Genomic DNA, 18,374 nt, shown 5'->3' with positions numbered 1-18,374 from the left:
ATGAGTTTTTCAAAACCTGTTTTGGTAAGTAATGCAACTGCCCAGAAAAACTTGATTGAAAAAACAAACACAGGGTTAGTGCATTTAGAAAAAAATGCTGAAGATTTTTCAGAAAAAGTAATGCAATTATATGCTGATAAAAATTTAAGAGATACTTTTGGAGAAAATGGAAAACGATTTGTTGAAAATGAATTTTGTTGGGAAAAAACTTCAGAGAAATTAATTGAATTATATGCTAATTTAAGCAAATGAAAAAAGCACTCATTATAACATATTATTGGCCGCCAGCAGGAGGGTCAGGAGTGCAACGTTGGTTAAAGTTTGTAAAATATTTTAGAGATTTTGGTATTGAACCAATTATTTATACTTTAGAAAATCCAAACTACCCAATAAATGATAAATCGCTTTTAAATGATATTCCTGAGGGTGTAGAAACGTTAAAACAACCAATTTGGGAACCTAATAATTTATTTTCGGTATTTGGTAAAAAGAAAACTGAAAGTGCCGGTTTTTTAAATCCAAATCCATCAATTTTCGGAAAGTTAATGCAATACATTCGTGCAAATTATTTTATTCCTGATGCACGTAAGTTTTGGGTAAAACCATCGGTTAATTATTTAAAAAAGTATTTACAAAAAAATAAAGTTGATGTTGTTATAACAACTGGCCCGCCACACAGTATGCATTTAATTGGCTTAAATTTAAAGAAGCAATTAAATATAAAATGGATTGCTGATTTCCGTGATCCTTGGACTGAAATTGATTATTTTCATCAATTACCATTAACAAAAAAAGCTATTGAGAAACATCATTCATTAGAAAAAAAAGTGTTGAAAAATGCTGATACTGTTTTAGTTGTTGGAAATACAATGAATGAAAAATATAGGAAATTCAATAAAAATACGATTACCATAACTAATGGTTTTGACGGAAAACTTAATGAAGTAGTTAAGAAATTAGATTCTAAATTTACACTAACTCATATTGGTTTAATGAATGCTGATAGAAATCCAGACATGCTGTGGGAAGTTTTATCTGAGATTATTAAAGAAAATTCAGCATTTAAAACTGATTTTAGTTTAAAGCTTATAGGAAAAGTAGATAATTCTATTTTAAATGAAATTTCAAAAAATAATTTAACTGAAAATGTTGAATTAATAAATTATGTTTCTCATAAAGAAGTTGTTGAATTTCAAAAAAAATCTCAAGTATTATTGCTTATAGTTAATAATGTGCCAAGTGCAAAAGGAATAATTACAGGAAAAATATTTGAATATTTAATGGCAAAACGTCCAATTTTGGCAATTGCTCCAAAAAATGGTGATTTAGCTGAAATAATTAGTAAAACAAATAGCGGTTTTGTAGTTAATTTTAATGATAGAATTCAGCTAAAAAAAACAATTGTAGATTTATATTCAAAATTTAAAGAAAATAACTTAGTAGTTAATTCAAAAAATATTGAACAATATCATAGAAGAAAATTAACTAAAAAAGTTTCAGAAATAATTAATACAATTACTTAATGAAAAAAATTGTAACCATATTAGGCGCAAGACCTCAATTTGTGAAAGCTGCAGTATTAAGTAGAATAATTTCTAAATATAAAACTATTGAAGAAGTTATTATTCATACCGGACAGCACTATGACACTAATATGAGTGCTGTTTTTTTTGAAGAAATGCAAATTCCAACACCAAAATACAATTTGGATATAAACGGATTAAGTCACGGTGCAATGACCGGACAAATGTTGCAGAAAATTGAAGAAGTGTTAGTTAAAGAAAAACCAGAATTAGTTGTGGTTTATGGTGATACAAATTCAACGATGGCAGGTGCTTTAGCAGCAAAGAAAATGAATATAAAAGTAGCACATATTGAAGCAGGTTTGCGTTCTTTTAATATGAAAATGCCTGAGGAGATAAATAGAATTTTAACTGATAGAATTTCAGATTTATTGTTGTGTCCAACAGACACAGCTATTGAGAATTTACAAAATGAAGGAATTAATAACTTACCTTCAAAAGTTGTAAAGTGTGGTGATATTATGAAAGATGCCCTTGAGTTTTATGGGGAAACTTCAAAAGAAAAATCTTCAATTATTTCAAAGTTAAATTTAAGAAAAAATGAGTTTATTTTAGCAACTATTCATCGTCAGGAAAATACAGATAGTATTGAAAATTTAAAATCTATTTTTGAAGGTTTAGAACAAATTAACAAACAAAAAAAGGTTGTATTGCCTTTACACCCTAGAACAAAAGTAATTTTAGAACAGCATAATTTATCTTACAATATTACTGCAATTACTCCTGTTGGATATTTTGACATGTTAGAATTACTTAAAAATTGTAATTTAGTTATTACTGATAGTGGTGGACTTCAAAAGGAGGCTTTCTTCAATAAAAAACATTGTATTATTGCAAGAGAAGAAACAGAATGGATTGAGCTTGTTTCTCATGGTTTTGCCAAAATTGTAGGTAGTAATAAAGTAGCTATGATTGATGCTTTTGATAAATTTCAAAATTCATCATCAAATTTTGAGGTTGAATTGTATGGAAGTGGAGTAGGAGAGAAAATTTATACTGAAATTTTTAATTTACTATAATGGGAATTGTTTTAAAACAATCTTTTATAAATACATTTATTCTTTTTGCTGGTTTTGCAGTAGGAGGTATTAATGTCATGTTTCTATTTACTCATTTTTTGCATGAAGATTATTTTGGGTTAATTACCTTTTTATTATCAACAGCAACTATTATTTTGCCTTTAGTTACATTTGGTATGCAGCATACGATTATTAAATTTTATTCTTCTTATAAAACTAAAATTGAGCAAGATGGTTTTTTAATAGCATCAACTTTAATTCCACTTTTAATAATTATTCCAATTGCAGCAATTAGTGCTTTTTTATATGAAACTATTGCTAGTTGGTTTTCTTCTGAAAATATGCTGATAAAAAAATACACTTGGCTTATTTTTATTGCTGCTATTTTCATGGGGTATTTTGAAATATTTTATGCGTGGACCAAAGTTAAGTTTAATTCAGTTTTTGGAAATTTTATTAAAGAAATATTTGCTAGGGTTTGTATCTCCATTTTATTGTTTGCAGTTTATTTTAAATGGCTTTCAAGTGAGCAATTTATTTATGCAGTTGTAATTGTTTATGGTGTTAGAACTTTAATAATGAAGCTTTATGCGTTTTATATTTGTAAACCAACTATTATTTTAAAACTTCCTTCAAACATAAAAGAAATTTTATCTTTTTCAATGTATATTATTGTAGCAGGATCTGCAGCTAGTGTTTTGTTAGAAATTGATAAGTTTATGATTCCTCAAATGGAGCAAATTGCGCAAGTAGCTTATTACTCAGTTGGTATTTATATTGCAAGCGTAGTTGCTATTCCAACAAGAGCAATGCAGCAAATTACAAGCCCTATTACAGCAAAAGAAATGAATGCTAATAATATAGATGAAGTTGAGATACTGTATAAAAAAACTTCAATTAATTTATTGGTTATTGGTGGTTTATTTTTTCTTTTAATAAATTTAAATATTGCCGATTTATATGAACTAATTAATAAACCTCAGTTTACTAAAGGTATTTGGATTGTTTTAATTATTTCATTAGCAAAATTAATGGAACTTGCTTTAGGTACCGGTAATGCTATTTTAGTGAACTCTAAATATTATAAAATATTTTTTTACCTATCATTATCAATGGCTATTAGTGTAATTTTATTAAATAAATGGTTAATTAATTTAATAGGTATTGAAGGAGCTGCTTTAGCAACATTAATTGTAGTTGTGTTTTACAGTATTTTTAAAATTATTTATATAAAATTTAAACTAAAAATACAGCCATTTAGTTTTCAAACAGTTAAAATAGTATTTGTAGTTAGCTTTATTTTTATTGCTTTTTATTTTTGGAATTTTAATTTTCACCCACTACTAAATATACTATTAAAATGTATTGTAATTAGTGTTTTATATATAATGATAATTAAAAAAATAAAAATTTCTGAAGATATTAATGGGTTGTTTGAAAAGTATTTTTCTTTAAAATAAAAAAACCACTAAAATAAAATTTTAGCGATTTCTTATATGAAAAATTAAGATAATTCTTAACTTTCAGCAGTATAGTATTCATAATCTAATCTCATATCAAAAGTATACTATTTAGTTGAAGTAAATTGTAATATATGTTACAGCTTAAATTGAGTTTTAAATAATATATTAGATTTTTTATAAATTAATAGAAGTTAATAATGAGTTACTTTTTACATATTTTTTACGGAATAATTATGGCATATTTTGGTTTAATTTCGCCAGGAATGCTAAATATGACTGCTTTAAAAATAAGAATTGATAAGGGGGAAAATGAAAGTCTAAAATTCGCAATAGGCGCATCTATTATTGTTTTTTTACAAGCGGGAATCGCTTTGTTTTTTGCTGATTATTTTGCAAACAATCCAACTATAATAGATAATTTAAAAATTGCCGGAATTTTTGTGTTTTTTGCGTTGTCAATTTTTTTCTACTTTCTATCTAAAAAAAAGATAGAATCAAACTCAAAAACAATTGGTAAAAAATATTTTTTAAAAGGTGTTTTAATGTCTTCGGTAAACATGTTGGCAATACCATTTTATTTAGGTTTAAGTATATATTTAGTATCAGTAAATAAAATTGTAATTGAACAACCTTACATTCTTTTATTTGTATTTGGTGCTGCAATTGGTTCATTTTTACTGTTTTATACATATGTTTTTTTTGCAAAAATAATTATTAAGAAAGTGTCATTTATTGCGACTAACATTAATATAATTTTAAGCATTCTCTTTTTATCTTTGGGAATTCTAACTTTGATAAAGGTTTTGGTATAAAATATTTTATATTTGTGAAATCTTGAAATTAAAAATATGATTGAAGCTATTGAGAAAAATTTATTTAGAGGAATACAACTTTTAAAATGTATTTCTAATGAACAATATAGTAACACTACAATAGCACCTTATTATTCTAGTATTGGAGGGCATATGCGCCATGTTTTAGATGTTTTTGATTGTATTTTTGAAGGATTAAACTCAAATGAAATTAACCTGATTAATAGAAAAAGAAATGAATTAGCGGAAAATTTTACAGCTAATGGGATTTATTATTTTGAAGAAGTTTTAAATAATTTAAAAGCTTTAAAAAATGAAGATTTTGATAAAATTGTTAGGGTAACAGATGATTTAGGTTTAGGAATTATAACCGCAAATTATACGTTATCAGCTATATTAATTCAAGCACACAGTCACGCTATACATCATTTTGCAAGTATTGGATATATTATCTGTCAGCTTGGAATACAATTGCCCGACGAAGATTTTGGATTTAATCCAACTACTCCAAGAGATAAAGTTGTTAATTAACACTTAAATCACTTACTTTTTTTAGATATTTTTTATAATTGATATAAAGACGGATTAAATAGTTTAAATTGGTGAAAGGTGTTTTATTCAATTTGTTGTTTTTAACTCCTATTTTATACGTTAATTTCCAATGATTTTTAATTGATTTTAAAGCTTTTAAATAAGTACCTTTTGAAGCATCGTAAATATGTGTTGGTTCAGATATTATACCGTTAATTTCAATTATTTTAAAATTTTCACTTTTAACTAATTCTTCAAAATTTATGTATTTAATATCGATACGACCGTAATACCATCCTTTAATTTCTTTATTTAAATCATCAAAATAACGGGTTAGTTCTTTAGTTATTAAATGATTGCCATTTATAAATTGAGTTCCTTTAGAATGATTTCCTATAGTGTTTAATACAATTTCTTCATTTTTAAGAGGAACAGTTTGAAGTCTTTCATAATTTAATTCTGAAATTAAATCGATATACATTTTTGCTCTAGCATCATTTTTAACTAGTTTTAAAATTGAAGAAGAACCATCACCAATTATAGTTGGATATTTTTTAAGCGTAATTGAAGTTATTTTTCCATTTTTTTCTCCAGGAATTCTATGATAAAAAATTCCACATTCATTTTTATATTCGATCAATTCTTGAAGAATTAAATTTATAGAGTTGTATTTGTGAACATACTCAGTAAGTTCACTTTCTGAATTAATTTTTTTAACCAACAAACCTCTAAAACCAATATTTGGCTTAATAATAAGCGGATAATTAATGTTGTTTGTTTTAAGCTGAGGTAAAATATGAGAGGTTTTATCACCTTTTTTAATGAAAATTGTTGTTGGTTTATATTTTTCAGGTATTAATTGTACAGTTTCATATTTAGACTCTAAACCATTTCCAGAGCCTTCAATACACGGGTTCACCGCTGAAAAAAAACCAAAACTTCTAGCTTTTAAAGCGAGGTAACATGCATAAGGTGCTACAGGTACATAAAACATGTATGATGGCCAATATTCCCAATTTTTAAAACTCAAACTCATTAAATTATTTATCGTTAAAAAATGCATTTAAAATAATTCGTATTCCAATGAAGCCAATAATAATTGAAGAAACAGCTATTAATGCTCCTGCTATTAGCCATAAATAATTTTGTTGTTGTTTAATGGCTTTAAATCCAATAGTAATTAAAATAGGGCCAAGAATTAATAAAGGAAATGCAGCTAGTTCATATTTTAGACCTCTAATCAATTCGTTTTTATTTGTACTCATTTTACTATTTTTTTCAAAAGTAATAAATTGAAATTTATATAAGTGTAGTTAATTTTAAAATGCTTATTTATTTTGGTAGTGGCTTTTAAATTTTTTTAGCATAAAAAAAGCGAGAAATATAAATTCTCGCTTTTAAAATTCAATCAAAATATTTTAAATACTTGCTACAATAGTATTTAATGTAGTACTAGGTCTCATAGATTTTTCAGTTAAGTTATTATCAAAATGATAATATCCTCCTGTATCTATACTAGTTCCTTGAGCGCTGTTTAGCTCATTTACTATAGTTGCTTCATTTGTTTCAAGTTCATTTGCTATTTTAGTAAATTGCTCTTTTAATTCAGCATCTTTATTTTGATTAGCAAGTGCTTTAGCCCAATATAAAGCTAAATAAAAATGACTTCCTCTATTATCTAATTCATTAACTTTACGTGAAGGAGATTTTTTATTGTCTAAAAATTGATCGGTTGCTTCATCTAAAGTTTCAGCTAATACTAAAGCTTTAGGGTTGTTATAGTTTTCACCTAAATGTTCTAATGAAACTGCCAATGCTAAAAATTCACCTAGAGAATCCCATCTTAAATGGCCTTCTTTAACAAATTGTTGCACATGTTTTGGAGCTGAGCCTCCAGCACCAGTTTCAAATAAACCTCCGCCGTCCATTAAAGGAACAATAGATAACATTTTTGCACTTGTACCTAATTCAAGAATAGGAAATAAATCTGTTAAAAAATCACGTAGTACATTTCCTGTAACAGAAATAGTATCTAAACCTTTTTTAATTCTTTCTAAAGAAAATAATGTTGCTTCTTTAGGATTCATAATTTGAATATCTAAACCCGTTGTGTCTAATTTAGGTAAATAAATATTTATTTTTTTGATAATCTCAGCATCATGAGCTCTATTTTTATCTAACCAAAACACAGCAGGAGTATTACTTGCTTTTGCTCTTCTAACTGCTAATTTAATCCAGTCTTGAATCGGAGCATCTTTTACTTGGCACATTCTCCAAATATCTCCTTTTTCAACGGTATGTTCAATTAAAATAGTTCCTTCACTATCAATAATTTGTACGTTACCATTTTCTGAAATTTCAAAAGTTTTGTCATGAGAACCGTATTCTTCAGCTTTTTGGGCCATTAAACCTACGTTTGGTACAGATCCCATTGTAGTTGGGTCAAAAGCACCATGTTCTTTACAAAATGCGATGGTTGCATCGTATATGCCTGCATAACTACTATCTGGAATTACAGTTTTAGTATCTTGTAGGTTTCCTTCAGCGTTCCACATTTGACCAGAAGTACGAATCATTGCTGGCATTGAAGCATCAATAATAACATCACTTGGTACGTGAAGATTTGTAATACCTTTATCAGAATTTACCATTGCAATTGCAGGTCCGTTTTCTAAACAGGCTTTTATATCGTTTTCAATTTCATTTTTTTGAGCTTCAGGTAATGTTTGAATTTTGTTAATTAAATCTCCAAACCCATTATTAACATCAACTCCAAGTTTATTTATAATAGCGCTATGTTTTTCAAAAATGTCTTTAAAGAATACTGTTACTGCATGTCCAAAAATAATTGGATCAGAAATTTTCATCATAGTTGCTTTCATATGCAACGAAAACAATACGTTTTTTTCTTTAGCATCTTTAATTTCTTCATTGAGAAAATTAATCAATGCTTTTTTACTCATAAAAGTTCCATCAATAATTTCACCTGCTTTTAGCGTTGTTTTGTCTTTTAAAACAGTAATGCTTCCACTTTGATTTACAATTTGAATTTTAACATCACCAGCTTTAGGGGCAGTTACAGATTTTTCATTAGAGAAAAAATCACCACCATTCATAGTAGAAACGTGTGTTTTAGAATCTGTAGACCAGATACCCATTGAGTGTGGATTTTTTTTAGCATAATTTTTAACTGCTTTTGGAGCTCTTCTATCTGAATTCCCTTCACGTAAAACAGGGTTTACTGCTGAACCTTTTACAGTGTTGTATTTTTTTTGAATTTCTTTTTCTTCAGCTGTTTTAGGATTTTCTAAATAATTAGGTATTGCAAATCCAGTTGCTTGTAATTCTTTTATGGCAGCAATAAGCTGTGGTACTGAGGCAGAGATGTTAGGTAATTTAATAATATTTGCTTCAGGTGTTTTAGCTAATTTTCCAAGTTCAGCTAAAGCATCAGAAACTCTTTGTTCAGGTGTTAAATAATTAGGGAATAATGCTAAAATTCTTCCTGCTAATGAAATATCTTTAGTTGTAATCTTAATATTTGAAGTTTTTGTAAAAGCTTTAATTATTGGTAATAATGAGTACGTAGCTAAAGCAGGAGCTTCGTCTGTTTTTGTATAAATAATTTCAGGTAATTTATTCATATCTTTTTATATTTTTTAATACTATAATCCTATTTTTTTATGAGTGATTATAGTGTTATTAATTAATTATTTTAAGCAGTACAAATATACTAAATACCAATGGAAAAATTGATTGCGAAAACGTTATAAATAAGGACTTTGTTTTGTTATAAAAGGAAAAATAAATATGAAATTTTGAAGGAATAATAATGTCTAAAAAAACAAAAGCCATAATATTGATTTCTCATTATCATGGCTTTTTGCTGAAACAAGGTTTCTAATAAGTCTTCAGGTACTTTATTTTCATTGTATTAGCTATTCTCGTTAAAGATCACCCACAACTAAATTTTTCACTGCCGCTTGTTGTCTTCTTACAAATGCAACTTCTTACTAAATAATCGTTTCATTTAAAATAAAACATAAAACTTTGTTGTAATTTATAAAAACTACTTATTTTAAAATTTTATTTTAAATTTTTGCTTTTAAAACTATGTTTCCATTTATTCATGCTAAACACCTGGGCACATTACTATTTAAAGTTTAGTTTTAAAAACTATGTTCAAGAACATTTAGAATTTCATTTTGAGAATTTCAATTTAGCTTCAAAATTTGCATCTATCAACTTCACATTCAATCTCTCTATTAATTCTTATGTAAAATAAAGACAGAAAAAGCTATTTTCCAAATTTATAACTGTTTAGTTTTTAACAAGATATAAACGTGACTTATAAACATTTGTTTATAACAAAAAACCCGATTTGAAAATCAAATCGGGTTTTAATAAGTTTATTTAAAAACGAATTAACGTCTTTTCTCTGTAATTCTAGCTTTTTTACCAGTTAATCCTCTAAAGTAGAAAATACGTGCTCTACGAACTTTACCGTGTTTATTAACCTCAATTTTTTGAATTGCAGGTAAGTTTATTGGGAAAATACGTTCAACACCAACTGTACCAGATATTTTTCTAATTGTAAATGTTTCAGATGCTCCAGCTCCTCTTCTTTGAATTACTGTTCCTTTAAAAAACTGTGTACGTGTTTTTTGTCCTTCTTTAATTTCGTAGTATACTGTGATTGCGTCTCCTGCTTGAAATTGAGGAAATTCATTCTTTGCTACAAATTCATCTTGTATAAATTTTACTAAATTTTCCATTTTTAACTTTTAATGGGTTTTACCAATAATCAACATTCACGATTTTCGTCAGAGGTTAATTTTGAGAATGCAAATTTAGTAAAAAATATTAGTCTTCCAACAAGTCAGGTCTAATTTTTTTTGTACGTTCAAAAGCTTGATCATTTCGCCATTCTTCAATTTTTGGAAAATTACCAGATAGTAATACTTCAGGTACTTTAAGTTCTTTATATTCAGAGGGTCTTGTGTAAACTGGAGGCGAAAGTAAATCGTCTTGAAAAGAATCTGTTAAGGCTGATGTTTCATCACCCAAAACACCAGGTATTAATCGTATAATTGTATCGCATAAAACAGCAGCGCCTAATTCTCCACCACTTAAAACATAATCGCCTATTGATATTTCTTTGGTAATAAATAATTCTCTAACGCGCTGATCTACACCTTTGTAGTGGCCGCAAAGAATAATCATATTTTCGTTTAAAGATAAGGTGTTTGATGTTTGTTGGTTTAAAGTTGGAGCATCAGGAGTCATATAAATAATCTCATCGTATTCTCTTTCTGCTTTTAATTTCGAAATACATTTATCAATAGGTTCAATCATTAAAACCATTCCAGCACCACCTCCAAACTGATAATCGTCTATTTTTCCGTAATCATTTAAAGCATATTTTCTTAAATCATGAAAATGAACTTCAACTAAATTCTTGTCTATTGCGCGTTTAATTATTGAAAATTGAAACGGACTTTTAATTAATTCTGGAGAAACGGTTATAATATCAATTCGCATATTGCAAAGATAATAGGGAAAAATTAATTAGTAGTAATTAATAATTAATATTTGAAATGAACTAATATTTCTATATTAATGAAGCTTTTATAATTCTATCAACTTCAAAAATGTCTTTTTTTAGTTGAATATTTTTGAAATCTTTTAATTTTAATAACTCTACAGTTTCTGCACCTAAATACTGATTAATTTCAAAATACAAATGACCATTTTTCTTCAAACTTGATTTAGCTAAATCAGCTATTTTATTATAAAACAGTAGCGGATTATCATTTTCAACAAACAGTGCTAAATGAGGTTCGTTGGCTAAAACATTTGGTTGCATTTGCTCTTTTTCTAATTCACGTACATAAGGCGGATTTGAAACTATAACGTCAAATTTATTTGATAAATCACTTAAGGTTAAAATATTGGCTTCAGTAAAATTTACAGTTACGTTATTTATTACCGCATTTGATTTGGCTGTTTTTATAGCTTCTGCAGAAATATCTAAAGCGAAAACTTCAGCATTGGGTAAAATTTTAGCTAATGAAATTGCAATGCAACCACTTCCAGTGCCAATATCAAGAATTTTAATACTTGGAGAATTTTGATGGTCTTTTAAAATCCAATCAACTAATTCTTCAGTTTCGGGTCTTGGAATTAAAACATTGCTGTTTACGTTAAAATGAAGTCCGTAAAATTCAGTTTCACCTGTTATATATTGAATTGGAATTTGGTTTTTTAACTCTTTTAGCGCTTTTTGAAAGAAATCTAAATCAGAATTATTAAATTCTAAAGAAGATTGAAGTGCTAAATCAACACGAGATAAATTCAATTTATGTTGAATTAATATGTTGAAAAAGGACTGAATTTCAGTTTCAGGGTATAATTTTGATAGTTCTAAAAAAAACTGTTTTTTAAATTTTTGTACTAGCATTATAAGCTTTTAAGCATCCATAAATTACAAGAATAATGGCCTGTATCGCCCATTGGAGCGTCTAAATCTTTAAAACCGACTTTTCTATACAGTTTTCTTGCATCTTCCATATAAGGTAGTGTTTCTAAATAGCATTGCTCAAATCCATATTCTTTGGCTTTATTTAAGCAAATTTCCATCATTTTACTACCCAATCCATAACCACGTGCTTCAGGTAAAAAATACATTTTTTGAAGTTCACACACATTTCCCTCAAAATTATCAAGTTGTTTTATGCCTGCACCTCCATAAATTTCACCATTTTTTTCAATAACATAATAAACAGTTTTTTCAAATTGATACGCTTCATATAATGTATCTAAAATTTTATCTGCATAGGCAGTTCCAACTTTGGGTACTCCAAATTCAATTAAAATATCTCTAACTGCCTGTGCAATTTTCGGATTATCTTTAGGTTGAATTTCTCTAATTTTAAAGTTGTTGTGAGTCATTTTAAAATGTTATTTTTACGCTGTGAATATACACGAAAAATATATAAAACGTTGCATAGAACTTGCTAAAAATGGTTTAGGAAAAACGTATCCAAATCCAATGGTTGGAAGCGTAATTGTATTAAATAATTCAATTATTGGTGAAGGTTGGCATAAAAAAGCAGGTGAACCTCATGCGGAGGTGAATGCTATAAATTCGGTGAGTGACAAGTCCCTTTTAAAAAATGCAACTATTTATGTAAGTTTAGAACCGTGTTCACATTATGGTAAAACACCTCCTTGTGCTAATTTAATTGTTGAAAATGGTATAAAAAAAGTTGTTATTGGTATTATTGATGAAAATAGTAAAGTTAGTGGAGGAGGAGTTAAGCATTTGCGAAATAACAATTGCAATGTTATTGTTGGTGTTTTAGAAGAAGAATGTAAAGAATTGAATAAACGTTTTTTTACATTTCACACAAAAAAAAGACCTTTTGTAATTTTAAAATGGGCAGAAACTGCTGATGGTTTTATAGATAAATTACGTAATAAGGATTCAGAAAATTCACCAAATTGGATTTCAAATGTATATTCTCAGCAATTTGCACATAAAATGAGAGCTGAAGAGCAAGCTATTTTAATTGGAACAACAACAGCTTTAAATGATAATCCTACTTTAAATATTAGAAGTTGGGTTGGAATTCATCCAATTCGAGTAGTGTTAGATAGAACTTTAAAAATTCCCATCAATTACAATTTATTTGATGAAAGCATACAAACCATTGTATTTACTGAAAATAAATATGAAAAGAGTACCTATAATAATGTGTTGTTTGAAATAATTAATTTTAATGAAAACTTACCAAAACAAATTTGTGATGTTTTATTTAAGTATGAAATACAATCTGTAATTATTGAAGGGGGAGCAAAAACGTTACAAAGTTTTATTGATGTAAATGTATGGGATGAAGCTTTTGTTTTTGTAGGTGATGCAAATTTTAAAACGGGTTTAAAAGCTCCTAAGTTGAAAAAAGCACCAATTGAAATCAAGAAAATTTCAACTGATGCTTTGAAAATTTATAAAAATTAGAAATTATTAAGGTTGCTCAAACATTTCTATTTTAGTATCTCCATCAGATTTTTTATAACCTCTAAACATTCCTGTTGAATTAAAATCCCAAGAAACATCTCCATTTTTATCCATCAATATCATTCCGCCTTCACCTCCAAGTGGCCCAATTTGATTGAATAAAACTTCATGAAGAGCTTCTTTAGCAGTCATACCTTTATATTGTATTAAGCTTGAAACCTCATGAACTGCTACAGTTCTCATAAAATATTCACCAGTTCCAGTTGCTGATATTCCACAGGTTAAATTATTAGCGTAAGTTCCTGCTCCAATTATTGGTACATCACCAATTCTGCCATATTTTTTATTTGTCATTCCGCCTGTTGAAGTACCAGCAGCAATATTTCCATTTTTATCAATTGCAACTGCGCCAACTGTGCCATATTTATGATCATCAATTAACTCATTTTTAATAAGGAAAGCTGTATGGTCTAATTGTGTTTTTTCTTTTCCTTGAATTTTTTTGAGCTGATTTAATCTCTTTTCAGTGAAAAAATAACTGCTATCAACCATTTCAATACCATATTTTTTAGCCATAAGTTCAGCTCCTTTTCCAGAAAGTAAAACGTGTTTTGAGCTGTCCATAACAATTCGAGCTGCTAAAATTGGATTTTTTATGTGGTTAACACCAGCAACAGCACCAGAATTTAAAGTGTTACCATCCATAATAGCAGCGTCCATTTCTTGGTTACCTTCATTGTTGTATACGGCACCTTTACCCGCATTAAATAATGGTGAATCTTCCATAACATTAATTGCAGCTTGGATAGCATCTAATGAGATTCCGCCATTCTCTAAGATAGTATATCCTGCATTTAAAGCTTCTTCTAATTTTTTTGAATAAGCTTCTTGTTGTTCGTGGGTAAAATACTCTCGTTTAATTCCTCCAGCGCCTCCATGAATAACTATTGAAAAGGAGTTTGGTTCTCTTTGTTTTGCTTCAGCTTCTTTTTTGTTAGAAGTTGTTTCGCACGAAAATATAATAATACTTGAAAGTAATAGAAAGGTTAGTTTTTTCATGATTGGTAATTTATAACTCAAATATATTCAATTTAAATTTAGGGTTTTGATATATTTGTATTCTTAAATTTATAAATTATTTTAGAAAAAGATACATATAGAACAATTGATATTGCTAATGGAGATTCGCTTTTTAAAGATAGAGGCAGTAAATTTATTGGCTATGTTTTTCCAATTTCTTCTGAAGATGAAGTTAAAGGTTGTATTGATGAATTAAAGAAAAAACATTATTCAGCAAGGCATTGGTGCTATGCATGGCAGCTAGGAACTGAAGAATTTAGATATAGAGCAAATGATGATGGGGAACCAAATAATTCAGCCGGTCAGCCTATTTACGGACAACTATTATCTTTTAATATAACAAATGTATTAGTTGTGGTAGTACGCTATTTTGGAGGAACAAAGTTGGGTGTTGGCGGGCTTATTAATGCATATAAAACTACTGCTAAGTTAATTATTGAAGCTTCAAAAATTGTAGAAAAAACTATAGATGTAAATTTTGAAATTTTCTTTGAATATAAAGATATGAATAAAGTAATGCGAATTATTAAAGAAAATAATATTGAAATTAAAAGCCAAAAAATGCATTTAAATTGTGAGTATGTAATTTCAATTCGAAAAACCAAAGCTTTAAAAATTCAACAATTATTTGAAGATTTACGTTGCTTAAAAATTACAGAAATTAAATAGTATTTTGCTGTATTTTTTCTAAAAGATATTTAGGAGCTCTTACAGGTTTCCTAGTTATTGAATCCATAAAAGCTAAAGTTACATTTGCAGTGTTTAAAAGTTCATTGTTTTCATTGTGAATTTCAAACTCAAATTTTATTTTAACTAGAGGGTTGTTTATTAATGTAGTTTTTAGGGTTAAAAGGTCATCATATTTTGCGGGTTTAATATAATTTATATTTAGACTAATTACAGGTAACATAACTCCAGCTTCTTCCATTTTCTTATAAGAAATGTCTAATTTTCTAAGCCATTCAATACGTCCCATCTCATAGTATTGCACGTAATTACCGTGATAAGCAAAACTCATTTGATCGGTTTCAGCATACCTAACTCTAAATTGTATTTTGTTAAAAATCATTTGTAAATTTTAATCTTGTTATGTTACGTAAAAAAAAGTTAATAATCAACAAGAATTTATTTTTTTATAATGAAATTTATTCACATTTTTGTAAAGCCTAAAATAGCTTATTGGGGTAGCTTTTTTATTCGGCATAAATTAAATCTAAATATTACAATAATTACTAATGATTAAAACTGCACCATCAGTTTGGGGGGAATGTTTATCTTTTATACAAGATAACATAAAACAACAAGCATATAAAACTTGGTTTGAACCAATTAAACCAATAAAATTATCTGGTGAGGCACTTACTATTCAAGTTCCAAGTAAGTTTTTTTATGAGTGGTTAGAAGAGCACTACATTAAGTTATTAAGAGTTGCATTAGTTAAGCAGTTAGGTGAAGATGCAAAACTGATTTATGATGTTAGAATGGAAAATAATTACAGTAGCAGTAAACCGCATACAGTAAAAATTCCAAGTTCAAATAGAAACCCAATAAATCCACAAGGTATTACAATGCCTTTAGATTTTAATAAACGCGAATTAAGAAATCCGTTTGTTATACCTGGAATTCAAAAAGTTAAGATTGAGTCTCAGTTAAATCCAAATTATAATTTTGATAGTTTTGTTGAGGGAGATTCAAACAGGTTGGCACGTTCTGCTAGTATGGCAGTCGCAAATAAACCTGGAGGAACTTCATTTAATCCGTTATTAATTTATGGTGGAGTAGGATTAGGAAAAACGCATTTAGCACATGCTATTGGCGTTCAAATAAAAGATAAATATCCAGATAAAACGGTTTTGTATATTTCTTCTGAAAAATTCACACAACAATATATAGATTCAGTAAAAGCAAACACAAGAAATGATTTTATTCATTTTTATTCAATGATTGATGTGTTGTTAATTGATGATGTTCAGTTTTTATCAGGAAAAACAGGTACACAAGACGTATTCTTCCATATTTTTAATCATTTACATCAAAATGGAAAACAGGTTATTTTAACATCTGATAAAGCACCTGTTGATATGCAAGATATTGAGCAGCGTTTACTTTCAAGATTTAAATGGGGATTGTCAGCTGAACTTCAAGTTCCTGATTATGAAACAAGAATTTCAATTTTACAAAATAAACTGTATAGAGATGGCGTTGAAATGCCTGAAGAAATTGTTGAATACATAGCCAAACATATAAAATCTAATGTTAGAGAGTTAGAAGGGGTGTTAATTTCTATGATTGCGCAAGCTTCATTTAATAGAAAAGAATTTACATTATCGCTTACAAAACAAATAGTTGATAAATTTGTTAAAAACACCAAGCGTGAAGTTTCTATTGATTATATTCAGAAAATAGTTTCTAACTATTTTGAATTAGATGTTACAACTTTACAATCTAAAACTCGTAAAAGACATATTGTACAAGCGCGTCAATTAGCAATGTATTTTGCTAAAAGAATGACAAAAGCTTCATTGGCAAGTATTGGTTCTCAAATAGGAAAAAGAGATCACGCAACGGTACTTCATGCTTGTAAAACTGTTGATAATTTAACAGAAACTGATAAGCAGTTTAGAAAATATGTTGACGATATTACAAAAAAACTTACATTTTAATTTATAATAATGACCAAAGTATTAATGGTTTGTCTCGGTAATATTTGCCGTTCGCCATTGGCAGAAGGTATTTTAAAATATAAACTAAATAGTTCTCAAACTATTGTTGATTCTGCTGGCACGGCCGCATATCATCAAGGTGAAAAACCCGATGTTAGATCTATTGCTATTGCAAAAAAAAATGGTATAGATATTTCCAAACAACAAGCTAGAAAATTTTTGGTTCAAGATTTTGATGAATTTGATTATATTTATGTGATGGATAATTTAAATTATAAAAATGTACTGAAATTAGCTAGAAATGAAGTAGAGAAATCTAAAGTGAAACTTATTTTAAATGAAATTTTTCCTGATGATAATTTAGATGTTCCAGATCCTTATTATGGTGGAGATTTTGGTTTTAAAAAGGTATATGAGATGTTAGATAATGCTTGCGATATTATTGCAAAAAAAATAAACCCCAATGAATAACGAACAAGGAAAATTGTATTTAATTCCAACTACTTTAGGTGATAATGAACCGCTTGAAGTTTTGCCTTTATCAGTAAAAAAAGTAATTGAAGAATTAGATTTTTTTATTGTTGAAAACGAAAAAACCGCTCGTAGATTTATTAAACAAATTACACCACGAAAATCTCAACCTTCTTTAACTATTTTAAAGTTAGATAAATACGCTGACCAATTAGAAGTAAGAACCTATTTAGATGTTTGTGTTTCAGGCACTTCTGTCGGTTTGCTTTCTGAAGCAGGTGTGCCAGCAATAGCCGATCCTGGAGCTGAAATAGTTAAGCTAGCACACGAAAAAGGAATTAGAGTAATTCCTTTGGTTGGGCCATCATCTATAATTTTAGCAATGATGTCTTCTGGTTTTAACGGTCAAAATTTTGCTTTTAATGGGTATTTGCCAATTGATACTTCAGAAAGAAAAGCAGCAATAAAAAAACTAGAGAGATTATCAAGAGAAAATAATCAATCACAAATTTTTATTGAAACTCCTTATAGAAACGAAAAAATGTTGGCCGATCTAAAAAGTACATTAACGCCAACTGCAAAACTATGTATTGCTTGTGATATAACATTACAATCAGAATATATTAAGACGTTAACTATTAGCGATTGGAAAAGTGAAACTCCTGATTTGCATAAAAGACCTACAATATTTATAATTCATAAAGAATAAAAAAAAGGTTTCTGCAATAAACA

20 protein-coding genes are annotated in these 18,374 nt (G+C 28.0%); 11 read left to right on the top strand and 9 right to left on the bottom strand.

The window, feature by feature from the left end; translation table 11 throughout:
* The 6 genes from GQ540_RS07380 to GQ540_RS07355 form a co-directional block, all read left to right on the top strand.
* The coding region (locus GQ540_RS07380) for a glycosyltransferase (protein WP_291799572.1) at window positions 1–252 on the top strand (252 nt) is incomplete at its 5' end.
* Entirely contained in the window at window positions 249–1,523 is a 1,275-nt protein-coding gene (locus GQ540_RS07375) for a glycosyltransferase family 4 protein (RefSeq protein ID WP_291799570.1), read from the top strand. The genes GQ540_RS07380 and GQ540_RS07375, both read left to right, overlap by 4 nt.
* Window positions 1,523–2,602, top strand: a complete 1,080-nt coding sequence (gene wecB, locus GQ540_RS07370; RefSeq protein WP_291799568.1) for a non-hydrolyzing UDP-N-acetylglucosamine 2-epimerase — start codon at window positions 1,523–1,525, stop codon at window positions 2,600–2,602. The genes GQ540_RS07375 and wecB overlap by 1 nt, the downstream gene beginning before the upstream one ends.
* Window positions 2,602–4,062 carry an oligosaccharide flippase family protein gene (locus GQ540_RS07365; protein WP_291799566.1) on the top strand — a complete coding sequence of 487 codons (1,461 nt, stop codon included), beginning with the start codon at window positions 2,602–2,604 and terminating at the stop codon, window positions 4,060–4,062. Before wecB ends, GQ540_RS07365 begins: the two co-directional genes overlap by 1 nt.
* A 200-nt stretch (window positions 4,063–4,262) precedes the next feature.
* Window positions 4,263–4,877 (top strand): LysE family transporter, encoded by a 615-nt coding sequence (locus tag GQ540_RS07360; protein WP_291799564.1) that lies wholly within the window; start codon window positions 4,263–4,265, stop codon window positions 4,875–4,877.
* A 36-nt stretch (window positions 4,878–4,913) separates the two neighbouring features.
* Complete coding sequence (locus GQ540_RS07355) at window positions 4,914–5,408, top strand: DinB family protein (RefSeq protein WP_291799562.1); 495 nt, start codon at window positions 4,914–4,916, stop codon at window positions 5,406–5,408.
* Here GQ540_RS07355 and GQ540_RS07350 read toward each other — a convergent pair.
* From GQ540_RS07350 to GQ540_RS07320, 7 genes are all read right to left on the bottom strand, one after another.
* On the bottom strand, window positions 5,401–6,438 hold the full coding sequence (locus GQ540_RS07350) for a D-alanine--D-alanine ligase (protein ID WP_291799560.1): 1,038 nt from the start codon (window positions 6,436–6,438) through the stop codon (window positions 5,401–5,403). The genes GQ540_RS07355 and GQ540_RS07350 overlap by 8 nt on opposite strands.
* Window positions 6,439–6,448: 10 nt before the next feature.
* On the bottom strand, window positions 6,449–6,673 hold the full coding sequence (locus GQ540_RS07345; protein WP_291799557.1) for a DUF6095 family protein: 225 nt from the start codon (window positions 6,671–6,673) through the stop codon (window positions 6,449–6,451).
* 153 nt (window positions 6,674–6,826) lie between these two features.
* On the bottom strand, window positions 6,827–9,052 hold the full coding sequence (locus tag GQ540_RS07340; protein WP_291799555.1) for an NADP-dependent isocitrate dehydrogenase: 2,226 nt from the start codon (window positions 9,050–9,052) through the stop codon (window positions 6,827–6,829).
* Between the two features lie 780 nt (window positions 9,053–9,832).
* Entirely contained in the window at window positions 9,833–10,183 is a 351-nt protein-coding gene (gene rplS / locus GQ540_RS07335; RefSeq protein ID WP_291799553.1) for a 50S ribosomal protein L19, read from the bottom strand.
* 88 nt (window positions 10,184–10,271) lie between these two features.
* Complete coding sequence (trmD, locus tag GQ540_RS07330; RefSeq protein WP_291799551.1) at window positions 10,272–10,949, bottom strand: tRNA (guanosine(37)-N1)-methyltransferase TrmD; 678 nt, start codon at window positions 10,947–10,949, stop codon at window positions 10,272–10,274.
* Between the two features lie 70 nt (window positions 10,950–11,019).
* A complete protein-coding gene (gene prmC, locus GQ540_RS07325; protein WP_291799550.1) occupies window positions 11,020–11,868 on the bottom strand; it encodes a peptide chain release factor N(5)-glutamine methyltransferase in 849 nt (282 codons plus the stop codon).
* Complete coding sequence (locus GQ540_RS07320; RefSeq protein ID WP_291799548.1) at window positions 11,868–12,359, bottom strand: GNAT family N-acetyltransferase; 492 nt, start codon at window positions 12,357–12,359, stop codon at window positions 11,868–11,870. Before GQ540_RS07320 ends, prmC begins: the two co-directional genes overlap by 1 nt.
* Before the next feature lie 22 nt (window positions 12,360–12,381).
* Between GQ540_RS07320 and ribD the strand changes: the two genes are divergently transcribed.
* On the top strand, window positions 12,382–13,428 hold the full coding sequence (gene ribD / locus GQ540_RS07315) for a bifunctional diaminohydroxyphosphoribosylaminopyrimidine deaminase/5-amino-6-(5-phosphoribosylamino)uracil reductase RibD (RefSeq protein ID WP_291799546.1): 1,047 nt from the start codon (window positions 12,382–12,384) through the stop codon (window positions 13,426–13,428).
* A gap of 6 nt (window positions 13,429–13,434) precedes the next feature.
* Here the strand turns inward: ribD and GQ540_RS07310 are convergent, their stop codons facing one another.
* Window positions 13,435–14,487 (bottom strand): isoaspartyl peptidase/L-asparaginase family protein, encoded by a 1,053-nt coding sequence (locus GQ540_RS07310; RefSeq protein WP_291799544.1) that lies wholly within the window; start codon window positions 14,485–14,487, stop codon window positions 13,435–13,437.
* A 75-nt stretch (window positions 14,488–14,562) separates the two neighbouring features.
* Here GQ540_RS07310 and GQ540_RS07305 point away from each other — a divergent pair, with 75 nt between their 5' ends.
* Entirely contained in the window at window positions 14,563–15,177 is a 615-nt protein-coding gene (locus GQ540_RS07305) for a YigZ family protein (protein WP_367205976.1), read from the top strand.
* On the opposite strand, the gene GQ540_RS07300 is transcribed toward GQ540_RS07305, so the two are convergent.
* Window positions 15,170–15,577 (bottom strand): thioesterase family protein, encoded by a 408-nt coding sequence (locus GQ540_RS07300; protein WP_291799542.1) that lies wholly within the window; start codon window positions 15,575–15,577, stop codon window positions 15,170–15,172. The genes GQ540_RS07305 and GQ540_RS07300 overlap by 8 nt on opposite strands.
* A 166-nt stretch (window positions 15,578–15,743) precedes the next feature.
* Between GQ540_RS07300 and dnaA the strand changes: the two genes are divergently transcribed.
* The 3 genes from dnaA to GQ540_RS07285 are packed head-to-tail and all read left to right on the top strand — an operon-like array spanning window position 15,744 to window position 18,351.
* Entirely contained in the window at window positions 15,744–17,171 is a 1,428-nt protein-coding gene (gene dnaA, locus GQ540_RS07295; RefSeq protein ID WP_291799540.1) for a chromosomal replication initiator protein DnaA, read from the top strand.
* 9 nt (window positions 17,172–17,180) lie between these two features.
* Window positions 17,181–17,642, top strand: a complete 462-nt coding sequence (locus GQ540_RS07290; protein WP_291799538.1) for a low molecular weight protein-tyrosine-phosphatase — start codon at window positions 17,181–17,183, stop codon at window positions 17,640–17,642.
* A complete protein-coding gene (locus tag GQ540_RS07285; RefSeq protein ID WP_291799536.1) occupies window positions 17,635–18,351 on the top strand; it encodes an SAM-dependent methyltransferase in 717 nt (238 codons plus the stop codon). Before GQ540_RS07290 ends, GQ540_RS07285 begins: the two co-directional genes overlap by 8 nt.
* Window positions 18,352–18,374 lie beyond the last annotated feature (23 nt).

Origin of the sequence: Lutibacter sp. (genome assembly GCF_013139515.1) — a bacterium.
Lineage (GTDB): Bacteria > Bacteroidota > Bacteroidia > Flavobacteriales > Flavobacteriaceae > Lutibacter.
The sequence above is the reverse complement of the archived record's forward strand: the minus strand, read 5'-3'. Positions and strand labels throughout refer to the sequence as shown.

Bases quoted from the DNA above. Each gene is read 5' to 3' on its own strand.
- GQ540_RS07360 (WP_291799564.1), top strand. From the start codon at position 4,263: ATGAGTTACTTTTTACATATTTTTTACGGAATAATTATGGCATATTTT.
- GQ540_RS07365 (WP_291799566.1), top strand. From the start codon at position 2,602: ATGGGAATTGTTTTAAAACAATCTTTTATAAATACATTTATTCTTTTT.
- GQ540_RS07355 (WP_291799562.1), top strand. From the start codon at position 4,914: ATGATTGAAGCTATTGAGAAAAATTTATTTAGAGGAATACAACTTTTA.
- GQ540_RS07290 (WP_291799538.1), top strand. From the start codon at position 17,181: ATGACCAAAGTATTAATGGTTTGTCTCGGTAATATTTGCCGTTCGCCA.
- GQ540_RS07320 (WP_291799548.1), bottom strand. From the start codon at position 12,359: ATGACTCACAACAACTTTAAAATTAGAGAAATTCAACCTAAAGATAAT.
- GQ540_RS07285 (WP_291799536.1), top strand. From the start codon at position 17,635: ATGAATAACGAACAAGGAAAATTGTATTTAATTCCAACTACTTTAGGT.
- GQ540_RS07300 (WP_291799542.1), bottom strand. From the start codon at position 15,577: ATGATTTTTAACAAAATACAATTTAGAGTTAGGTATGCTGAAACCGAT.
- GQ540_RS07345 (WP_291799557.1), bottom strand. From the start codon at position 6,673: ATGAGTACAAATAAAAACGAATTGATTAGAGGTCTAAAATATGAACTA.
- GQ540_RS07310 (WP_291799544.1), bottom strand. From the start codon at position 14,487: ATGAAAAAACTAACCTTTCTATTACTTTCAAGTATTATTATATTTTCG.
- dnaA (WP_291799540.1), top strand. From the start codon at position 15,744: ATGATTAAAACTGCACCATCAGTTTGGGGGGAATGTTTATCTTTTATA.
- trmD (WP_291799551.1), bottom strand. From the start codon at position 10,949: ATGCGAATTGATATTATAACCGTTTCTCCAGAATTAATTAAAAGTCCG.
- prmC (WP_291799550.1), bottom strand. From the start codon at position 11,868: ATGCTAGTACAAAAATTTAAAAAACAGTTTTTTTTAGAACTATCAAAA.
- wecB (WP_291799568.1), top strand. From the start codon at position 1,523: ATGAAAAAAATTGTAACCATATTAGGCGCAAGACCTCAATTTGTGAAA.
- GQ540_RS07340 (WP_291799555.1), bottom strand. From the start codon at position 9,052: ATGAATAAATTACCTGAAATTATTTATACAAAAACAGACGAAGCTCCT.
- GQ540_RS07375 (WP_291799570.1), top strand. From the start codon at position 249: ATGAAAAAAGCACTCATTATAACATATTATTGGCCGCCAGCAGGAGGG.
- rplS (WP_291799553.1), bottom strand. From the start codon at position 10,183: ATGGAAAATTTAGTAAAATTTATACAAGATGAATTTGTAGCAAAGAAT.